Here is an 18,648-nt window from a genome sequence, read left to right as displayed (position 1 = left end):
ATGGGGAGACCTCCGGCGTCCGCTGCCGGTGGCGGTCTGCTGAAGGTCCCGGTCGAGCGCCCCGCCCCGAGTCAGTGCAGGTCAGAGGATTGCAGCGACGACCCCTGTGCGGTCTCCGGACGGGGGTAGAGGCCGTCGAGCGAGACGGCGATCAGCTTACGGATGGCGGCTTCGTCGTCGGCGGGCACCAGCTTCGACGACAGGGCGCCCTCGATCATCTCCAGGACCAGCACCAGGTCGGCCGGTTCGATGTCGCCGCGCAGCTCCTCCTCCGCTTGCGCGCGGCGGAACGCGGGCGCGAGCACGGCGATGAGCGAGTCGGCGAACCGGCGCTGCTCGTGCTCCGGCAGCTCCCGGATGATGTTGATCAGCGGTCGCCGGGCCACCTGTTCGCGGAGCACCATGTGCAGCAGGTCCCGGAAGGTGCGGTGGTCGCGCTCGGCGGTGCCGACGATGCACTTCAACGTCTCCAGCCGGTGAGCGGCGACGGTGGTGGCCAGGGCGTAGCGGTCGGAGAAGTGCCGGTAGACGGTCGCCCGCCCGAGTCCGGCGCGGCGGGCGATCTCCTCGATCGGCACGACGTCGGAGCCCTCGGCGAACGCCTCGTCGGCCGCCCGCAGGATGATCTCGCGGTTGCGGCGGGCATCGGTGCGCTGCGGGGTCAGCAACGGACACCTCGCTGTTCGCGCACGTCGGAAGATGTTACCCGTGCGTAGTGAGATCGTCGACCGGTTCTCTCTCTCGGTTTCCTTCCCTACACTTCCGACCCGCCACGCCCGTTGATCAGCGAAGACCGCTCGTGCTCCGGGCCGTGGCCGTCACCCGGCGGTCCGCGAACCCCGCGACACGCCCTCACCGCGCAGGAGAGCCGATGCCCGAACTGAGCCGCCGTTCCGCACTCAAGGGAGCAGCCGTCGCCGCGGGCCTGACTGCGCTCAGCACCCCGCACGCCCTCGCCGCCGTGAACCGGGTCCCGGTGACCCGCGAGGAACACCGCGTCGTCGTCATCGGCTCCGGCTTCGGCGGGGGAGTGACGGCGCTGCGGTTCGCCCAGGCCGGGCTGCCCGTCCTGGTGCTGGAACGCGGGCGCCGCTGGCCCACCGGCCCGAACGCCGACACGTTCCCGAGCCCGCTGGCCCCCGACTCGCGGCTGTCCTGGCTGGGCTCCACGCCCTCGCTGTTCGGGGTGCCGCTGATGCCGTTCGCCCCCTACACGGGGCTGATCGAACAGGTCCCCGGCAACGGCATGGACATCATGTGCGCCGCGGGCGTCGGCGGCGGATCGCTGGTCTACCAGGGCATGACGTTGCAGCCCGCCGCGGACGTGTTCAACGCCAACATGCCCGAGCAGCTCGACTACGCGCGCATGGCCCGCGAGCACTACCCGCGCGTCGCCGAGATGCTGAAGCTGCAGACCGCGCCCGACGAGCTGATCAACAGCACCACGTACAAGCCCTCGCGGGTGTTCGCGCGCAACGCCGAGGAGGCCGGGTACGACCTCTCGAAGATCCCGATGCCGATCGACTGGGACTTCGCGCTGCGCGAGCTGGCGGGCGAGATGAAGCCGTCCTACACCAACGGCGACTGCAGCATGGGCGTGAACAACGGCGGCAAGCACTCCGTCGACGTCACCTACATCGCGCAGGCGGAGGCGACGGGCCGCGTCACCGTCGCCACCCAGCACAACGTCACCGACGTGGCGATGGCCAAGGACGGGCGCTGGGAGGTCCACGTCGACCGCATCGACAGCGACGGCACCGTGCTGGAGAAGAAGATCATCACGGCCGGTGCGCTGGTCATGGCGGCGGGCACCGCGAACACCACGAAGCTGCTGATGCGCGCGGCGGCCAAGGACCAGATCCCCGACATGCCCGACGGGCTGGGCACGAACTGGGGCTCCAACGGGGACCGGATCTACACCTGGACGAACTTCGCCGACGACTTCGGCGCTCCGCAGGGCGGCCCCGTCGTCTACGGCAGCCTGGAGTGGGGCGACCCGGCGACGGCGAACACCGTCATCCAAGCCTCGCTGCCCCCGACGCCGAACCTGCGCACCACGATGCTCGTCGGCTACGGGGTGAGCCAGGGGCGCGGCGAGTTCGTCTACGACTCGGCGAAGGACGACGCGGTGCTGGACTGGCCGCGCGACGCGGACGCCGAGCTGAGCCGGATCATCGACGACCGGGTCGCCCGGATCGCCGGGGAGGGCAACATCCGGCTGGACACGACCTCGCTGGTGCCCAACACCTGGCATCCGCTGGGCGGTGCGTCGATGGGCGTCGTCTGCGACCTCGCCGGCCGGGTCCAAGGGCACCGCGGGCTCTACGTGCTGGACGGGGCGCTGATGCCGGGCAACAGCGCGGCCTGCAACCCGTCGATGACCATCGCGGCCGTCGCGGAGCGGGCCACCGATGAGCTGATCGCCCAGGACGCGGGCACCGTGTTCTGATCGCCGGTGCCGCGAACGCCTTGCGCCGCCCCGGAAACGGCTCTGCGGCACCAGGTTCGGGCGGCGTAGCGGATCGTGGCGGACGGCGGGGAGGAGGGTGACCTCCTCCCCGCCGTTGTTCGGCCGGTACGGCGCGCGGCGGTGGCGGGAGTCCGGGGCTTTACAGGTTCGACGTCGATGGCCTAGCTTCATCAACTCTGGACATCCGACGTCCAACGTTCGACCTCGTGGCCGTCAACGCCGACACCGACACGACTGGAGCCGCACGTGGTTCGCATCCTCCGCACCCGCCGCCGCGCCCTGCCCGCGATGACGGCGACCGCCGCACTGGCGCTGCTCGCCGGTCCCGTCGCCGTCGCCGCGCCCGGCGGCGTGGACCTCGCCGTGAGCACCGACGCGGTGACCTACCGCATCCCCGCCCTCGCGGTGACCGAGCGGGGCACGGTCATCGCCGCTTTCGACCGGCGCAACGACGGTCCCGGTGACCTGCCCGGCGACATCGACACGATGGTGCGCCGCAGCACCGACGGCGGCGCGACCTGGAGCGAACCCCGCGCCGTCGTCGATCACCCCGCGCCGCAGGGCTGCGGCGATCCCAGCCTGCTCACCGACCGGGCCACCGGGCGCGTGCACCTGTTCTGCACCTTCAGCCACGGCGAAGTGGGGTTCCAGGAATCCGAACCCGGCTCCGCCGACGCCACCGATCCGCGAACCGTGCACGTGCGGCACCTGACCAGCAGCGACGACGGACGCACCTGGAGCGCACCGATCGATCTGAACGAGCAGGTGAAAGCGCCGGAGTGGGCGGGGATCTTCGCCTCGTCCGGCCACGGGGTGCAGCTCTCCGGCGGGCGGTTGCTGCAGCCGATCGTCGTGCGCGACGCGGCGGGCGAGCACCACGCCGCGAACATCTACAGCGACGACCACGGCGAGACCTGGCGCTCCGGCGAACCGCTGGCGGGCGGCACCGACGAGAACAAGGCCGTGGAGCTGTCCACCGGCGAGGTCGTGCAGAACGTCCGGGACGTCGACGGCGGGCAGCGGTTGCGGGCGGTGTCCGAGGACGGCGGCATCACCTTCGGGAAGCCCGCGGCGATTCCCGGCCTGCCCGATCCGGGCGTCAACGCCGACGTGATCCGCGTCGACCCGCGGGGATCCGACGAGCGGTTGTTGTTCAGCAACCCCGCGAACTCGCGGGACCGGACCGACCTCACGGTGCGGATCAGCTGCGACGACGGGGAGAACTGGTCGGACGGGACGCGGCTGCACCCGGGCCCGGCGGCCTACTCGGCGATGGCGATGCTCCCCGACGGGAGAGTCGGCGTCCTCGCCGAGAACGGCGCCGCCGGCGCCTACGAGAAGCTGACCTTCACCGCGCTGCCGCTCGCCGAAGCCGGTCGTTGCGCGGGGTGACCACCCGACGGGCGACCGGGCGCGACGAGAGCTGATTCGCCGGGAGCGACCGGAGAGCGCGTTCCGCACTGCGGACGCACGGCGGGTGGCCGTCCCCGCCGTGCGTCCGCGCTCAGCGGGAGTCCGGGCGTGCTTGCTCTGCCGACGGAAAGACGACCACGAGCCGGGGCGCACGTCGGTGAGATCTCCTCGCACGTCCCTTCGCCGGGGTCAGGCCGCTGCTCGCAGGGTGCGGCCGACCAGGAGCATGCGGAGGGTTCGGGCGGTGGCGTCGGCGAGGAGTTCGGGGGCGCTCTCGATCGCGTCGGCGAGCGCCACCGGGCCGGTGAGGATGCCCGTGTAGGCGTCGATCCCGGTGTCGTAGCTGCTCTCGGCGCCGGGGCCGATGGTGCCGCACAACGCGATCACCGGTTTGCCCTGGCGCTTCGCGCGGCGCGCGACCTCGGACGGGATCTTGCCGAGCGCGGTGGAGGCGTCGATGGCGCCTTCGGCGGTGAGCACCAGGTCGGCGGCGCGCAGCCGCAGGTCCAGGTCGGTGCTCTCGATGAAGACGTCGAACCGGGACGCGAGCCGGGCGCCGAGCACCCCGGCGAGTCCCGCGCCGACCCCGCCCGAGGCGCCGCCGCCGGGCAGCTCGGCGAAGTCCGTACCGCTGTGCCTGCGCAGCAGCAGTCCCCAGCGGTGCATCGCCGCCGCCAGCCGCGCGACCTGCGCCGGGGACGCGCCCTTCTGCGGGCCGTAGACGTGCGCGACGCCCTTCGGGCCGCTCAGCACGTTCTTCGGGTTGACCGCCACCACCATGTCCACTTCGGACAGTCGTGGATCCAGGCCGTCGGCGTCGATCAGCCGCGCCTGGCGCAGCGGTACCCCGCCGGGGCCGACGTCGTGACCGGAGTCGTCGAGCACGCGCACTCCGAGCGCCTGCAACGCTCCCGCACCGCCGTCGCAGATCCCGGAATCACCGCAACCGACGACGATCTTCTCGGCGCCGGTGTCCAGCGCCGCCGCGATCAGCTCGCCGACACCGCGGCTCGACGTGCGGCCCGGATCGCGCTTTCCCCGCGGCACCAGGGAAAGTCCCGCCGCTGCCGCCACTTCCACGAACGCGGTCCCCCGTTCGGTCCCGCCCAGCAGCGCGAAGTGCGACTCGACGGGGTCGCCGACCGGCCCCGTGACGGTCACCGGAACCAGCTCGCCACCGGTCGACTTCGCCAGCATGCGGGCGGATCCTTCGCCGCCGTCGATCAGCGGGACGGTGTCGACGATCGCGGCCGGGACCACCCGGCGGATGCCGGTGCGGATTCCAGCGGCGACGGCCTCGGCGTCCAGGCACTCCTTGAACCCGGTGGGAGCGACGAGAAAGCGGAACATGGTTTCCTCCATCGTGGAATGTTCAGTCGAGGTCCAGGCCGAGCGTCGGCCAGACGAAGCGGGTGAACAGCAGGACCAGCACGACCATCACCGGCCCGAGCAGCGCGGAGAGCTTCAGCAGATCGCGCGGGGCGAAGGTCGGCGCCTGCTCGATCCGGGCGAACATCGCGACCGGTTTCGCCGACGACGGCAGGGTGTGGCAGAAACCGGCCGCGGCCGTCGAGGCGAACGCCAGCGCCACCGGATTCATGCCGACGGCGAGCGCGGCGGGCACGACGAGCGGGATCAGCACCGAGGACCGCGCCGAGCGGGACTGCACCACCAGGTGCGCGGCGACGCTGAGGACCACCACCGTCAGCAGCACGGTCGAACGCGGCGCCCCGCTAAGGAAGCTCGTCACGGCCCACTGGGCGGCGCCGGACTCGGTCAACCCGGTGCCGAGCGCGCCGGTGGCGGCCATGAACAGCAACAGCGACCAGGGGATCTCGGACAGCGCCTCCCCGAAGCGCACCGTGCCCAGCCGGGGTGAGGTGATCAGCACCGCGCCGCCGAGCGCGACGAGGGCGGGGGACAGGCCGTGCAGCGGCTCGGTGCTCCACAGCAGCACCACGACGCCCAGCAGCGCCGCCGCGCGGATCTCGTCGCGCCGCATCCGCTCCGGCACCTCCAGCTGCGAGCGCAGGGCCTCGGCGTCGACCCGCAGCGGGGCGCGGCGATCGGCGTGGCGGGTGAACAGCGCCAGCACGAGTTCGGCGGCCAGGTGCGAACTCGCCACCGCGAACGGCAACCCCCACCACAGCCACTGCGCGAACCCGATGCGCACGTCGACGGTGCTCGCGAGGATCTCGCTGGTCACCAGGTGCGCCCCGGCCCCGACGAGGCTGGCGACGGCCGAGAGCAGCACCACGGTCGGGAACAGCACCGCGAGCGCCCGCACGAGCCGCTCCCGCGCCGCGAACGCCGCGGCCAACGTGAGGTAGAAGGGCAGCACCAGCGCCGCCCGCCCGCTGGTGCTCGGCACGAGCAGCGCGGTGATCACCAGCGAAGCGGTGATCAGGTGGAACAGTCCGCGCGGCCGGCGGGCGCGGGCCACCAGGGCGACCGACAGCCGGGCGGGCAGCCCGGTCGCGTTGATCCCGGCGGCCAGGATGAACGCCGCGATCAGCAACCAGATCTGGTCCTCGCCGAGCGGTTCGAACACGTCCTCGGAATCCAGCACCCCGAACAGGACCAGCAGCACGGCCGCGGCGACCGCGACGAACGTGTCGTCGAGCCGGGAACTCATCCAGCCGCCGACCGCCACCGCGAACACGAGGAACGTGAGCAGCCCGTGCCAGCCGAGTTCACCGGGGCCGCCGAGCGTGCCCGGAACGACCGCCAGCACTCCCAGCACGCCGAGCGCGACCAGGGTGAACACGATCGCCCAGCCGTTGCCCGACTGCGGTTCCGGTGCGAGCCCGGCGGCGCGCATCGGCCGCGTCGCGTAGTCCGTGCGCACCCGCGTCGCCGCGTCCCGGGTGGGCACCGGCTCGGTCTCCCGCTCGGCATCCATGAGGTGAACCCTCGACGCCCAGACTGAGCCCACCGTGAACGTTCCATGAGGACGGCCTCATGGAGTGGATGTTCTTGTTCTCGGCCTGGTGAGGTGGTCGGGTGGCGGAACCTCAGCGTTCTTCTCGCTGCGGGATCTTTTTCCCGAGTGGCTCCGCCACGAGGGAAAAAGCTGTCCTCGCGAGAAGAACGCTGAGAACCCGCGGGTGGTCGGCTTGCTCAAGCTGGTCACTGCTCAGCGGCTTCGCCGCTGACAGGACAACGACGAAGGGCAAGATCGAAGACAGGTGGTCGGTCCCTTCCTCTCGGGAGCGCGACGGGTCGCCGTCCTCGCGAGACGGCGCTGAGAACCCGTGCTGCGGCCGAGGGGACGACGAGCTCGGGACGCCGGTGCGGACAGTGCACTAGTCCCCGTGCCCTGCCCCTAGGGGCGAATTCGAACGGCGCGAGTGCTCGTCGGGAAGGGTTAAGCTGGCCGGTGGTCCTTCGCCGTCCGCGGAGGTCTCCCCGACTTCCGCAGAGGGATCGCGTGCTGCTCCGATTACTGCGGGCCCACCTGCGGCCCTACGCGTTGCCGATCATCGCGCTGGTCGTGCTGCAGCTGGTCCAGACGGTCGCCACGCTGTACCTGCCCGCGCTGAACGCCGACATCATCGACAACGGCGTGCTCACCGGCGACCAAGGTCACATCCTGCGCGTCGGCGGCGTGATGCTCGCGGTGGCGGCGGTGCAGCTGATCTGCGCGATCGGCGCCGTCGGCTTCGGCGCCCGGACCGCGACGGCGCTCGGCCGCGACCTGCGCGCCTCGGTGTTCGACCAGGTGCAGTCCTTCTCCGCGCGCGAAGTGGGGCGGTTCGGGGCGCCGTCGCTGATCACCCGCACGACCAACGATGTCCAGCAGATCCAGATGCTGGTGCTGGTCACCTTCACGCTGATGATCACCGCGCCGATCATGTGCGTCGGCGGGATCGTGCTGGCACTCGACCAGGACGCGGTGCTCTCCGGGCTGCTCGTGGTGGTCGTGCCGCTGCTGGGCGTGCTCATCGCGCTGCTCGTCGCCCGGTTGCGGCCGCTGTTTCGCGCCATGCAGGTGCGCATCGACGCGGTCAACCGCATCCTGCGCGAGCAGATCAACGGGTTGCAGGTCATCCGCGCGTTCAACAAGGACGTCCACGAGCAGCGCCGGTTCGGCGAGGCGAACGCCGAACTGACCGGCACCGCGCTGCGCGTCGGGAACCTGATGGCGCTGATGTTCCCCACGGTGATGATCGTGGTGAACGTGTCCAGCGTCGCGGTGACCTGGTTCGCCGCCGGGCGCATCGACTCTGGTGCGATGCAGGTCGGCGCGCTCGTCGCCTTCCTGAGCTACCTGATGCAGATCCTCATGTCGGTGATGATGGCGACGTTCATGTTCATGATGATCCCGCGCGCCGAGGTGTGCGCCGAACGCATCCAGGAAGTGCTCGACACCGAGAGCACGGTCCGCCTGCCGAGCGAGCCGGTCCGCGAGCTGCACCGGCGCGGCCACCTGGAACTGCGCGACGTCGGCTTCCGCTACCCGGGCGCGGAGGAACCGGTGCTGCAGGGCATCGAGTTCCACGCGCGCCCCGGTGAGACCACGGCGATCATCGGCAGCACCGGCAGCGGCAAGAGCACCCTGATCAACCTCATCCCCCGGCTGTCCGACGTCACGACCGGCACGATCCTGATCGACGGCGTCGACGTCCGGGACCTGGATCCGGCGACGCTGACCCGGACCGTCGCGTTCGTCCCGCAACGCCCGTACCTGTTCTCCGGCACCGTGGCGAGCAACCTGCGCTACGGCGACCCGGAGGCCACCGACGACGACCTGTGGCACGCGCTGGAGATCGCGCGGGCCGCCGATTTCGTGCGCCGGTTGCCCGGCGGGCTCGACGCGCCGCTGTCCCAAGGCGGCGGCAACGTCTCCGGCGGCCAGCGCCAGCGGCTCGCCATCGCCAGGGCGCTGGTGCGGCGCCCCGAGATCCACCTGTTCGACGACTCGTTCTCCGCGCTGGACTACGCCACCGACGCGCAGGTCCGGGCCGGGCTGCGGCAGGAGACGGCGGACGCGACGGTCGTCATCGTCGCCCAGCGGGTCAACACGATCCGCGACGCCGACCGCATCCTGGTGCTCGACGCGGGACGGCTCGTCGGGGCAGGCACCCACCAGGAGCTGATGGCGGACAACGAGACCTACCGGGAGATCGTCCTGTCGCAGCTGTCCGAGGAGGAAGCGGCATGAGCGCCCCCACCCGTGCCCGCCCGTCCGGTGAGGGGGCCACGGCGCAGCCCGCACCGGACCGCAACCGGCCCACCGGCTTCGTCGCTTCGGCCCGGCGGCTGCTCGGACGGCTCGGCCCCGAACGGCCGCTGCTGATCGTGGTGGTGCTGCTGGCCGTGGTGAGCGTGACGTTGAGCGTGCTCGGACCCAAGTACCTCGGGCAGGCCACCGACCTGATCATCGCGGGTGCGGCCGGGGGCGGCGTCGACTTCGCAGCGGTGGGTTCCGTCCTGCTGGCGGCGTTGGCGGTCTACGCGGGCTCCGGCCTGTTCGGCGTCGCGCAAGCTCGGCTGACCAACGGCGCCGTGCAGCGCACGGGCAGCCGGTTGCGCCGGGACGCGGAGGCCAAGCTCGCGAAGCTGCCGGTGAGCCACTTCGACCGCCAGTCCCGCGGCGAGGTGCTCAGCCGGGTCACCAACGACATCGACAACGTGAGCCAGTCGCTGCAGCAAACGCTCTCGCAGGTCGTCGTCTCGGTGCTGACCATCCTCGGCGTGCTCGCGGTGATGTTCTCCATCTCCGGGCTGCTGGCGCTGTTCGCGCTGCTGAGCATCCCGCTGTCGGCGCTCGTCACGTACCGGATCGGCAAGCGGGCGCAGCCGCAGTTCGCGGCGCAGTGGAAGAGCACCGGCGAGCTCAACGGGCACGTCGAGGAGATGTACACCGGGCACTCCACCATCAAGGCCTTCGGCCGCCAGCAGAACGCCGCCGAGACCTTCCGGGCGCGAAACGAGGAGTTGGCGGCGGCCGGGTTCCGCGCCCAGTTCCTGTCGGGGCTGATCCAGCCCGGCATGATGTTCCTGAGCAACCTGAACTACCTGCTGGTCGCGGTGGTCGGCGGCCTCCGCGTCGCGTCCGGCGCGCTCTCGGTGGGGGACGTGCAGGCGTTCGTGCAGTACTCCCGCCAGTTCAGCCAGCCGCTGACGCAGGTCGCGAGCATGGCCGCGCTGCTGCAGTCCGGGCTCGCTTCGGCGGAGCGGGTCTTCGACTTCCTCGACGCGCCCGAACAGGAGCCCTCGCCCGACGACGCCGCGACCTCCGACCGCCCGCGCGGCCGGGTCGCGTTCGAGCACGTGGCGTTCCGCTACCGGCCGGACGAACCGCTGATCGAAGACCTCTCGCTGATCGCCGAGCCGGGCGACACGGTCGCCATCGTCGGCCCCACCGGAGCGGGCAAGAGCACCCTGGTCAACCTGCTGATGCGGTTCTACGAGATCAGCGCGGGCCGGATCACCCTGGACGGCGTCGACACCCGCACGATGTCCCGGGAGCGGCTGCGGGCCGCGACCGGCATGGTCCTGCAGGACACCTGGCTGTTCGGCGGCACCATCGCGGAGAACATCGCCTACGGCAAGCAGGACGCGACCCGCGAGGAGGTCGTCGAAGCCGCGAAGGCCGCGCACGTCGACCACTTCGCCCGCAGCCTGCCGGACGGCTACGACACCGTCCTCGACGACGAGGGCACCGGGGTCAGCGCGGGGGAGAAGCAGCTGATCACGATCGCGCGGGCGTTCCTGGCCGACCCGTCGATCCTCGTGCTCGACGAGGCGACCAGCTCCGTGGACACCCGCACCGAGGCGCTGATCCAGCGGGCCATGGCCACGTTGCGCACCGGGCGCACCGCGTTCGTCATCGCGCACCGGCTCTCCACGATCCGCGACGCCCACACGATCCTCGTCATGGACGGCGGCGCGATCATCGAGCAGGGCTCGCACGACGAGCTGATCGCCGCCGGTGGGACCTACGCGGCACTGCACTCCGCGCAGTTCACCGGCCCGGCCACGCCGGAAGTTTGAGGAGACTTGCGCAGCACGACCTGCGTAGTGGGTCGGGTGGCGGAACCTCAGCGGCTTCCTCGCTGCGGAATCTTTTTTCCAAGTGGCTCCGCCACGAGGAAAAAAGCTGTCCTCGCGAGGAAGCCGCTGAGAACCCGCCGGTGGTCACCTTGCTCAAGCTGGTCGCTGCTCAGCGGCTTCGCCGCTGACAGGACAACGACCACGAACGCCGCTCACCTGGAGAGGCAAGATCAGAACAGGTGAAGCGACCGTCCGTGGTCCGGACGAACGCCCCCTCGGTCCGGAAGGCCGGGCCGAGGGGGCGGTCAGCTGAGCTCGGTGGAGCCGGTCAGGCGCCGAAGCCCTTGATGATGTTCGTGAACTCGTACGGCGCCTGCTCGATGCTGCTGCACGTCGGGGAGACCGCGCCGCCGGGGCAGCTCCCGTTGTCGCGGCCCGCGGACCAGAACGACAGCAGGCCGATCTGGTTCGCGTCGGCCCAGTCCAGCAGCTGGCGGGCGTTGTCCGGGGTGAAGATGTTGCCGTTGTAGTTGCGGCCGATCATCGGCGTCACGCCGAGGCGGGCCTTGAGGTCGGCCTCGCTGAGGTCCGGCCAGATCTCCTTCATCTGCTTGAGCACGCTCTCGGAGGCCGCGATCACCGCGTCACCCCAGGGCTTGGTGGAGCCGAACTCCATGGCCATCGGGTTCACCAGCACGTCGACGCCGTGCTTCGCGGCGCTCTGCAGCACCTGCAGCGAGTACGGGTCGAGCCCGGTGTCGTCGCTCTGCACGCGCAGCGTGTAGCTGACCTTCGTACCGCGCTCGGCCTGCAGCTTCGCCAGCGCCTCGTTCGCGACGTCCTCCGGGATGGTCGCCTCGACGTCGACGTCGAGGTGGTTGCTGCCGGTGACGTCGAGGATCTGCTTGTAGGCGCCGAGGAGTTCGTCCGCGCTGCCGCACACGCTCTCCAGGTACGGGCCCATCGCGCCGCCGGTGGCGACGATGACGTCCCCGCCCTGCGCGCGGAGCTCGTCGATCTGGCCGACGATGCTCGGGTCGTCCAGCGCCTTCTCGCCGCCCCACATCGGCGTGCACCCGGCGGCGCTGCCGAGCACGAAGGCCAGCGTGAAGTTCTTCTGCCCGGTGGCTTCCGCGACCTCGGCGAGCGTGGGCTTGTCCTGGGTGATGTCGATGTACGGCGCGACCTTCATCTCCGCGGCCGGCGCCGGCGCGGGCGGGGCGGCGGGGGCCGGTTCGGCGGCGCCCGCGGACATCGCGGACAGCGGGAGGACCGTGGTGGCGGCGATCGCGGCCACCAGCTTGGACAGGGGTTTCATCTGCGATTCTCCTGGTGTCACTGGTATTCGGCGAAGATCTGGGTGAACTCGTACGGCTGCTGCTCGACGCTGCTGCACTTGCCGTCGGCCCAGCCGCCCTCTTCGGTGCAGACCCGGTCGCGGTTCATCGACCAGTACGAGAGCCTGCCGAGCCGGTGCTGCTTCGCGTAGTCGAGCACCGCGCGGAAGGTGTCCTGGGTGAACAGCTCGCTGGGCTGGTCGGTGTGCCCGTTCATGAGGATGACGCCGGTGCGCGCGTAGGCGGCGGCGTCGTCGAGCTCGGGGTGCAGCTCGCGGATCTGCTCGTGCACCGCCTCGGCCACGCCGATCGCGCTGTTGGCCATGTCGTCGGCGGGGCCGCCGTAGTCGAAGTCCATGACCTTGTAGAGGTCGATCTCGGCGCCGATGTCCTTGGCGCGCTGGATCTCCGCCTTGCCCGCGTCGTTGAGCCCGACGGTGGTCGTCGGCAGCGTCAGCGTGACGTGCAGGTCGGGGTTGTTCTGCTTGAGGGACTTGATCGCCTCGAAGCGCTTGGTCTCGCCCGGCACGTCGCCGAGGTCGTCGCCTTCGACGTCGAGGTCGATGTGGGTGAGCCCGTACTTGTCGATCACCTGCTGGTAGGCGTCCGCGAGCGAGGCGGAGTCCGGGCAGGCTGCGCCGAGGTCGATGCCGTTGTACCCGCCGAAGGACACCGACAGGTCGCCACCGGCCGCGCGCACGGCGTCGGCCTTCTCCTTGACCGCGGTGTCGGTCTCGACCTCCTGGCCCGGTTTGCCGTCCCAGGTGGGGGTGCAGCTGCCGGCGTCGGGCGCGAGCACGAAGGCGAAGATGTAGTCCTTCTGGCCGCTGGCCTCGATTGCCTCGGTGATGTCCTGCGGGGCGTTGTCCAGCGGCATGTAGTACGGCGCGGAGCGGAGTTCGCCGGGCGCGGCCTCGGCCGCGGGGCCGCCGGTGAACGGCAGCACCAGCAGGCCGGCCGCCAGCGCCGCCCATCGGATCGGTTTCGTCGTCAAGGGTGTTCTCCTCTACCCGCCCGGTCCGGGGACCGGTGTGGTGTGGCCAGGAGATCCCGGAACGCGCCGCGCTCGGTCCGGGTTCTGCTGCGGACGGGTCGGCGCGGCGCGTGTTCGGCGCCGCTGCCGACGGGCGGCAAACCTATGTGGACCCGATCACCCCGTCAATGGGTCTAGACCTTTTTCGCCAGGCTCTGCCCGGAGATTCCGCCATCACGCGGTACGTGAAGTCGTCCTTGTGCCGGATTGCGAAATCGGGGATTCGGGAAAAACGGACCGCGCCGTCGTGGTGCCGCTTTTCCTGGCCGGCGCGGCGTGGTTCTGTTCCGCCCTGTCGAGGGAACCGTGAAGTTCAGTCGTGGCACCTGATTCGCGGACGCGGAACGGCAATTCTGGGAAAGGCGCGATTTCGGTCGGCCCGTGGGGCTCGACTGGCGCGAGCCGCTGCCCCTATACGTCCACAATGGACGAAAAGGGGCTGCTCAGAACTGCCGGGTCGCCGCGACGACGCCGCCGTCGACGAGCAGGTCCGTGCCCGTGATGAACGAGGCCGCCGGGCCGAGCAGGAAGGACGCCGCGTCGGCGATGTCGGTGGTGGTGCCGATCCGTCCCGCGCCCGAGGAGTCGATCATGGTGCGCATCCGGTCGCCGTGCTCGCTCGCCAGTTCCTGGCGCGCCATCGGCGTGGAGATGACGCCGGGACTGATGCTGTTGATCCGCGCCCCGCGCGCGCCCCAGGTCGTCGCGGCGGCCTGCACGCGCAGCTGGTTGGCCCGCTTGGACAGCGGATACGCGGCTTTCGGATCGTCGACGGCCGCCACGACGGGCAGCTCCAGCAGTTCCTCGGCGGGTGTCACGGCGAGCGCCCGCTCGTCCTCGGCGTTGAGGCGGGCGAAGTGGCCGGACATGCTGGAGATCACGACCCCGGCGCCGCCCGCCGCGACGACCCGCTCGAACTCCGCCAGCACGAACGCGGTCCCGAGGAGGTCGACGGCGAGGATGGTGCTCGCGGGCGCCTGGATGGGGGAAACGCCCGCCGTGTGCACGAGGCGGGTGATCGGGCCGAGCCCGTCGGCGAGCGCCGCCACCGACGCGACCGAGGCGCGATCCGCGACGTCCACCTCCGCCGTGGTCACGTCGAAACCCTCGTCGCGGAGCACGTCGGCGAACCGTTCGAGGGACGCGGTGTCGAAGTCGGCCAGGACGAGCCTGCGGCCGCAGCCCTCGCGGCGCGCGATGGCCTGGCCCATGCCGCCCGTTCCGATCACGACCGCTACTTCGCGGGTGGGCTGCTCGCCGGTGGGGGACATGGATTTCCTCGCAGTTCACGCTCGTCGACGCTGTCCGACCGGCTCGTGCCGGTCGGTCGGCCACCACGCTACACCTGGCTAAGTTGGATGACTTAAAGTGTGAACGGGCGCGCTCCTCGCCCCGGAGCACCGGTGGCCCCCGGTCGAGGAGCGGCGCGGATCCGCTACACCGAGCCGAGGTCCGCCGACAGCCAGTGCTCCGGGCGCATGTAGATCACCACGTGCTCGCCGAGCCGGGTCCGCTCGTACTCCATGAATTCGGCGGCCCGATCCGGCGGCAGGTAGCGGTGCGCCATCTCATGGGAACGGTCCGGAGATCCCGCCTCGGTCCGGACGACCGGACCTTCCACCGAGACGTAGCGGACCGACGGCGCCGTCCGCTGCACCATCAGGCTGAAGCGGCCCGCGTCGCGGATCGCCCGCGCCTTCCGCGACTCCGGGCCCGTGTAGATCCACAGCTCGCCGCCGGGGGAGTACTGGTACCAGATCGGCACCGTCAGCGGCGCCCGATCGGACGCTTGCGCCACCGCGAGCGCCCCGATGTGCGGTTCGGCGAGGAATTGCTCTCGTTCCTGTGCAGTCAAAGCCATGGCACGGAAGGTAGCGGCGGGCACCGACGATCGCGCGATCGACGAACCGGAAGTGCGAGCGCCCTGCCGCTCCCGCGTACCGGTCGAGGAGGATGGGGACATGGTCGAGCAGAGCATGTGGATGCGGAAGGTGGCGGCCGATCCCGGGCACTCCGCCTGGTACGTCGAGCGGATCCGCGGCATGGCGCGGGCCGGCGACGACCTCGCCGGTGAGGCCCGGATGGTGGACGCGATGGTCCCCCGCGGCGCGCGCGTCCTCGACGCGGGCTGCGGCCCCGGCAGGGTCGGGTCCGCGCTGGCCGCGGCGGGCCACGAGGTCGTCGGCGTCGACGTCGACCCGGAGCTGATCGCCGCCGCCGAGCACGATCACCCCGGCCCGCGCTGGCTCGTCGGCGACCTGGCCGAGCTGGACCTCCCGGCGCGCGGCGTCACCGAGCCGTTCGACGTGATCGTGTGCGCCGGGAACGTGCTGCCGTTCCTCGCGCCGAGCACGCGCGGCGCGGTGCTGCGGCGGTTCCGCGAACACCTCGCGCCGCAGGGGCGCGTCGCGGTCGGGTTCGGCGCCGGGCGGGGCTACGGGTTCGACGAATTCTTCGCGGACGCCGCGGAATCCGGCCTGGCGGTCGAGCTGAAGCTGTCCACTTGGGACTTGCGCCCGCTCGCCGCGGACTCCGAGTTCCTCGTCGCGCTGCTGAGCCGCGGATGACGCGACGCGCGTGATCGTCGGTGGGGATGGGTAGAACTGCTCATGCGGTCGAAACCGTCCCGCCGGGATAGTGGAGATCGGTTCCAGTGATCGTCTTCCAGGAGGTCTCCCATGCACGGCTCGCAGCGCTCTTGGGCCGCGGCATTCCACCGGTACCTGTTCAACCCGGCGGGACTGGGCTACCTGACGCTGGTGTCCGCGGTGTGGGTGTGGACCGCCGCGGACGCGCTGCTGGTCGACCGGGCCGACGCGAGCCTGGCCGGGATCTGGGGATTCCTCGTCACGGCGCCGACCTCGCTGGTGTTCGTCCAGCTGGAGGGGCCGTGGCTGTGGGCCGGCGTCGCGTTCGCCGCCGTCTTCCAGGCCGTGCTGCTCGGCATCGCCTACTGCGGCACCCCGAGCGAGGTGCGCCGCGGCGCGTGACCGCTCACGCGCTCTCCGAGTCGCGCCAGAACAGCTCCGCGAGCCGGTCGACGGTGCTCTGCATCTTGTGCAGCGCTTCGGGAATGCGGGCGCGGCCGAAGCGGCTCCGCGGACCGTTGAGGGTGAGGATCGCCACCAACGTCCCGGCGCTGTCCCGGATCGGGCGCGACAGCGACAGCAGCTCGGGCTCCAGCTCGTTGTCGATGGTCGCGAAGCCCTGCTCCAGGACCTGCCCGAGTTCCACGAGCAGCGCCGCCCGGTCGGTGATGGTGTGCGGGGTGAAGGCTTCGAGCTCCACCGGCAGCGTCCGGCACAGCTGATCGGCCGACTGCTCGGCGAGCAGGACCTTGCCGGTGGAGCTCGCGTGCATCGGGTAGTGCCTGCCGACCATGTTCTGCGACAGCACGCCGACCACGTGCGAGCCCGCGGCTTCGGCGACCAGGTCCAGGCCGTCCTGCGCGTTCGGGATGGACAGCGTCACCGACTCGTTGAACTCGTCGGCCAGTTCCTGCAGCAGCGGCTGCGCGTGCGCCACCAGGCCCGCGTACGGGTCCGCGTTGCGGCCGAGCCGCGCCAGTTCCCAGCCGAGGACGTAGTTGGTGTCGATGCGGTCGACGAGACCGCCCTGTTCGAGGCTGTGCAGCAGCCGGAACGCCGTCGGCCTGCTCAGTCCCGCCGCCTTCGCGAGCGTGGTGACGGTGGCCCCGGTCCGCGGTTGGGCGGCCAGCTCGCGGAGCAACCGGACGGCTTTGGTCACCGATTTGTTGACCATCCCCGATTGCTCGGGTGCCTCGCCCATCCGCTTCCGCCTCCCGCTACGAGGAGCGCATCCGGCCCCTGGACCTGCCGTGCGCCCACCCTAACAGCCGCGTTCACAAAGTGGACGCGTGCTGCTCGGGGTGGCCTGTCGTGCGGGGCGGGTCACCCGCGCCGCGGGGAACGGCCCCGAGTGCGGGCGGGGTCGAGGCGTCGCGCTATAAACCCGTGCGGCAATGCCGGGCGTGGCCGGTTTCGAAGTCCTCCACGCGGGAAGGAAACGAGCCGGTGACCTACAACTCAGTCGCGGACACCCCGCGCAGTTCGGTCGACAGGAAGCGATTCCTGATCAGGCTGACCATCGTCGTCGCCGGCGGGATGTTCATCGACGGCTACGTCCTGGGCATCGTCGGCACCGTGATCGGCGCCATCACCACCGACCTGGACATGTCCGTGTACGGCGAGGGGCTGATTGGGGCCGCGGCGCTGATCGGCATCTTCGCGGGCGGGCCGCTGGGCGGCTGGGCCGCGGACAAGTTCGGCCGCAAGCCGATGTTCACGATCGACCTGGCCATGTTCGTGGTCGGTTCGGTGCTGCAGTTCTTCGTCGACTCCAGCTGGCAGCTGTTCGTCGTGCGGCTGCTGATGGGCGTGGCGATCGGCGCCGAGTACTCGATCAGCTGGCCGCTGATGGCGGAGTTCGCGCCCGCGCGGTTGCGCGGCCGGTGCCTGTCGTTCGCGGAAGTGGCCTGGTACATCGGATTCGTGGTCGCCTTCGTGGTCGGTTTCGCGCTGACGGCGCTGGACGCGGACTGGCGGGTGATCCTCGGGACGAGCACCGTCCCGGCCGTGATCCTGTTCTTCGGCAGGCTGGGCGTGCCGGAATCGCCGCGCTGGTTGATGAGCAAGGGCCGCGTCGAAGAGGCGCGGCGGATCGCGGACACCTGGATCGAGGACCAGGCGGACCGCGCCGACATCACCGGCGAGCAGCAGCGCCAGGGCACGTTCCGGATGCTGTTCTCGTCGCGGTACTGGCGGGCCACCACGTTCATCTCGGTGTTCTGGTTCTGCACCGTGACGCCGTACTTCGCCATCGCCACGTTCTCCGCCAGCGTCCTGGCGCACTACGGCCTCGGGGAGGACGGGCTCGTCGGCGCCATCGGCGTCAACGGCGTCGCGCTGCTCGGCGTCGTCGTGTCCTGCCTGCTCATCGAACGGATCGGGCGCCGCAAGCTGACCATCCCGCAGCAGTGGGTGTGCGCGGCGGTGCTCGTCGTCATCGCGCTGTGGGCTTCGGCGCCGCCGCTGGTCGTGCTGGGCTGCTTCCTGGTCTTCGCCTTCGCCAACGCGATGTGCACCGCGCTCACCGGTGTCTACCCCGGCGAGGTGCTGCCCACCGAACTGCGCGGCATCGGGACCGGTTTCGCGACCGCGATCAGCCGCGTCGGCGCCGCCATCGGCACCTTCCTGTTCCCCTGGTCCATGCAGGACCTCGGTGCGGGCACGACGATGCTCGTCGCGGCCGGGATCTGCGTGGTGGGTGCTCTGGTGTCGCAGGCGCTGGCACCGGAGACCGCCGGGCGCACCCTGACCGAGATCTCCACGGAGCGGTAGCACGAGCGGGGCGCTCGACGTCGCACGTCGAGCGCC

15 protein-coding genes are annotated in these 18,648 nt (G+C 71.0%); 7 read left to right on the top strand and 8 right to left on the bottom strand.

Translation table 11 applies throughout. The features are described from left to right. Positions 1 to 71 precede the first annotated feature (71 nt). Positions 72 to 668: a TetR/AcrR family transcriptional regulator gene (locus tag BJ969_RS18475; protein WP_246456959.1), complete on the bottom strand. Its 597-nt coding sequence runs from the start codon at positions 666 to 668 to the stop codon at positions 72 to 74. Positions 669 to 871: 203 nt separating this feature from the next. Between BJ969_RS18475 and BJ969_RS18470 the strand changes: the two genes are divergently transcribed. Further along, positions 872 to 2,449: a GMC oxidoreductase gene (locus BJ969_RS18470; protein ID WP_184480384.1), complete on the top strand. Its 1,578-nt coding sequence runs from the start codon at positions 872 to 874 to the stop codon at positions 2,447 to 2,449. 267 nt (positions 2,450 to 2,716) lie between these two features. Next, entirely contained in the window at positions 2,717 to 3,862 is a 1,146-nt protein-coding gene (locus BJ969_RS18465) for an exo-alpha-sialidase (protein WP_184480382.1), read from the top strand. A 210-nt stretch (positions 3,863 to 4,072) separates the two neighbouring features. On the opposite strand, the gene BJ969_RS18460 is transcribed toward BJ969_RS18465, so the two are convergent. Both BJ969_RS18460 and BJ969_RS18455 read right to left on the bottom strand, forming a co-directional pair. After that, positions 4,073 to 5,233 (bottom strand): glycerate kinase family protein, encoded by a 1,161-nt coding sequence (locus BJ969_RS18460; RefSeq protein ID WP_246456958.1) that lies wholly within the window; start codon positions 5,231 to 5,233, stop codon positions 4,073 to 4,075. A 22-nt stretch (positions 5,234 to 5,255) separates the two neighbouring features. Continuing rightward, positions 5,256 to 6,785, bottom strand: a complete 1,530-nt coding sequence (locus tag BJ969_RS18455; protein ID WP_246456957.1) for an SLC13 family permease — start codon at positions 6,783 to 6,785, stop codon at positions 5,256 to 5,258. A 528-nt stretch (positions 6,786 to 7,313) separates the two neighbouring features. On the opposite strand from BJ969_RS18455, the gene BJ969_RS18450 reads away from it, so the two are divergent. Together BJ969_RS18450 and BJ969_RS18445 are read left to right on the top strand one after the other, a co-directional pair. Beyond that, a complete protein-coding gene (locus tag BJ969_RS18450) occupies positions 7,314 to 9,047 on the top strand; it encodes an ABC transporter transmembrane domain-containing protein (protein WP_184480378.1) in 1,734 nt (577 codons plus the stop codon). Then, positions 9,044 to 10,882 (top strand): ABC transporter ATP-binding protein, encoded by a 1,839-nt coding sequence (locus BJ969_RS18445; RefSeq protein WP_184480376.1) that lies wholly within the window; start codon positions 9,044 to 9,046, stop codon positions 10,880 to 10,882. The genes BJ969_RS18450 and BJ969_RS18445 overlap by 4 nt, the downstream gene beginning before the upstream one ends. Before the next feature lie 328 nt (positions 10,883 to 11,210). Here BJ969_RS18445 and BJ969_RS18440 read toward each other — a convergent pair whose 3' ends face one another. From BJ969_RS18440 to BJ969_RS18425, 4 genes are all read right to left on the bottom strand, one after another. Further along, positions 11,211 to 12,200, bottom strand: coding sequence for a chitinase (locus tag BJ969_RS18440; RefSeq protein WP_184480374.1), 990 nt, complete (start codon positions 12,198 to 12,200; stop codon positions 11,211 to 11,213). Between the two features lie 17 nt (positions 12,201 to 12,217). Beyond that, a complete protein-coding gene (locus BJ969_RS18435) occupies positions 12,218 to 13,213 on the bottom strand; it encodes a chitinase (RefSeq protein WP_184480372.1) in 996 nt (331 codons plus the stop codon). 482 nt (positions 13,214 to 13,695) lie between these two features. Continuing rightward, complete coding sequence (locus BJ969_RS18430; RefSeq protein ID WP_184480370.1) at positions 13,696 to 14,523, bottom strand: SDR family oxidoreductase; 828 nt, start codon at positions 14,521 to 14,523, stop codon at positions 13,696 to 13,698. A gap of 164 nt (positions 14,524 to 14,687) precedes the next feature. Continuing rightward, a complete protein-coding gene (locus BJ969_RS18425) occupies positions 14,688 to 15,113 on the bottom strand; it encodes a pyridoxamine 5'-phosphate oxidase family protein (protein WP_184480368.1) in 426 nt (141 codons plus the stop codon). Between the two features lie 100 nt (positions 15,114 to 15,213). On the opposite strand from BJ969_RS18425, the gene BJ969_RS18420 reads away from it, so the two are divergent. Beyond that, a complete protein-coding gene (locus BJ969_RS18420) occupies positions 15,214 to 15,819 on the top strand; it encodes a class I SAM-dependent methyltransferase (protein ID WP_184485466.1) in 606 nt (201 codons plus the stop codon). 111 nt (positions 15,820 to 15,930) lie between these two features. Further along, positions 15,931 to 16,242, top strand: coding sequence for an SCO4225 family membrane protein (locus BJ969_RS18415; RefSeq protein WP_184480366.1), 312 nt, complete (start codon positions 15,931 to 15,933; stop codon positions 16,240 to 16,242). Between the two features lie 4 nt (positions 16,243 to 16,246). Here the strand turns inward: BJ969_RS18415 and BJ969_RS18410 are convergent, their stop codons facing one another. Further along, positions 16,247 to 17,041 carry an IclR family transcriptional regulator gene (locus BJ969_RS18410; RefSeq protein WP_184480365.1) on the bottom strand — a complete coding sequence of 265 codons (795 nt, stop codon included), beginning with the start codon at positions 17,039 to 17,041 and terminating at the stop codon, positions 16,247 to 16,249. 245 nt (positions 17,042 to 17,286) lie between these two features. On the opposite strand from BJ969_RS18410, the gene BJ969_RS18405 reads away from it, so the two are divergent. Then, entirely contained in the window at positions 17,287 to 18,612 is a 1,326-nt protein-coding gene (locus BJ969_RS18405) for an MFS transporter (RefSeq protein ID WP_184480363.1), read from the top strand. The last annotated feature ends 36 nt before the right edge of the window (positions 18,613 to 18,648 follow it).

The organism is Saccharopolyspora gloriosae (genome assembly GCF_014203325.1).
In the GTDB taxonomy this organism is placed as follows: domain Bacteria; phylum Actinomycetota; class Actinomycetes; order Mycobacteriales; family Pseudonocardiaceae; genus Saccharopolyspora_C; species Saccharopolyspora_C gloriosae.
This window is presented reverse-complemented; position numbering and strand designations above follow the sequence as displayed.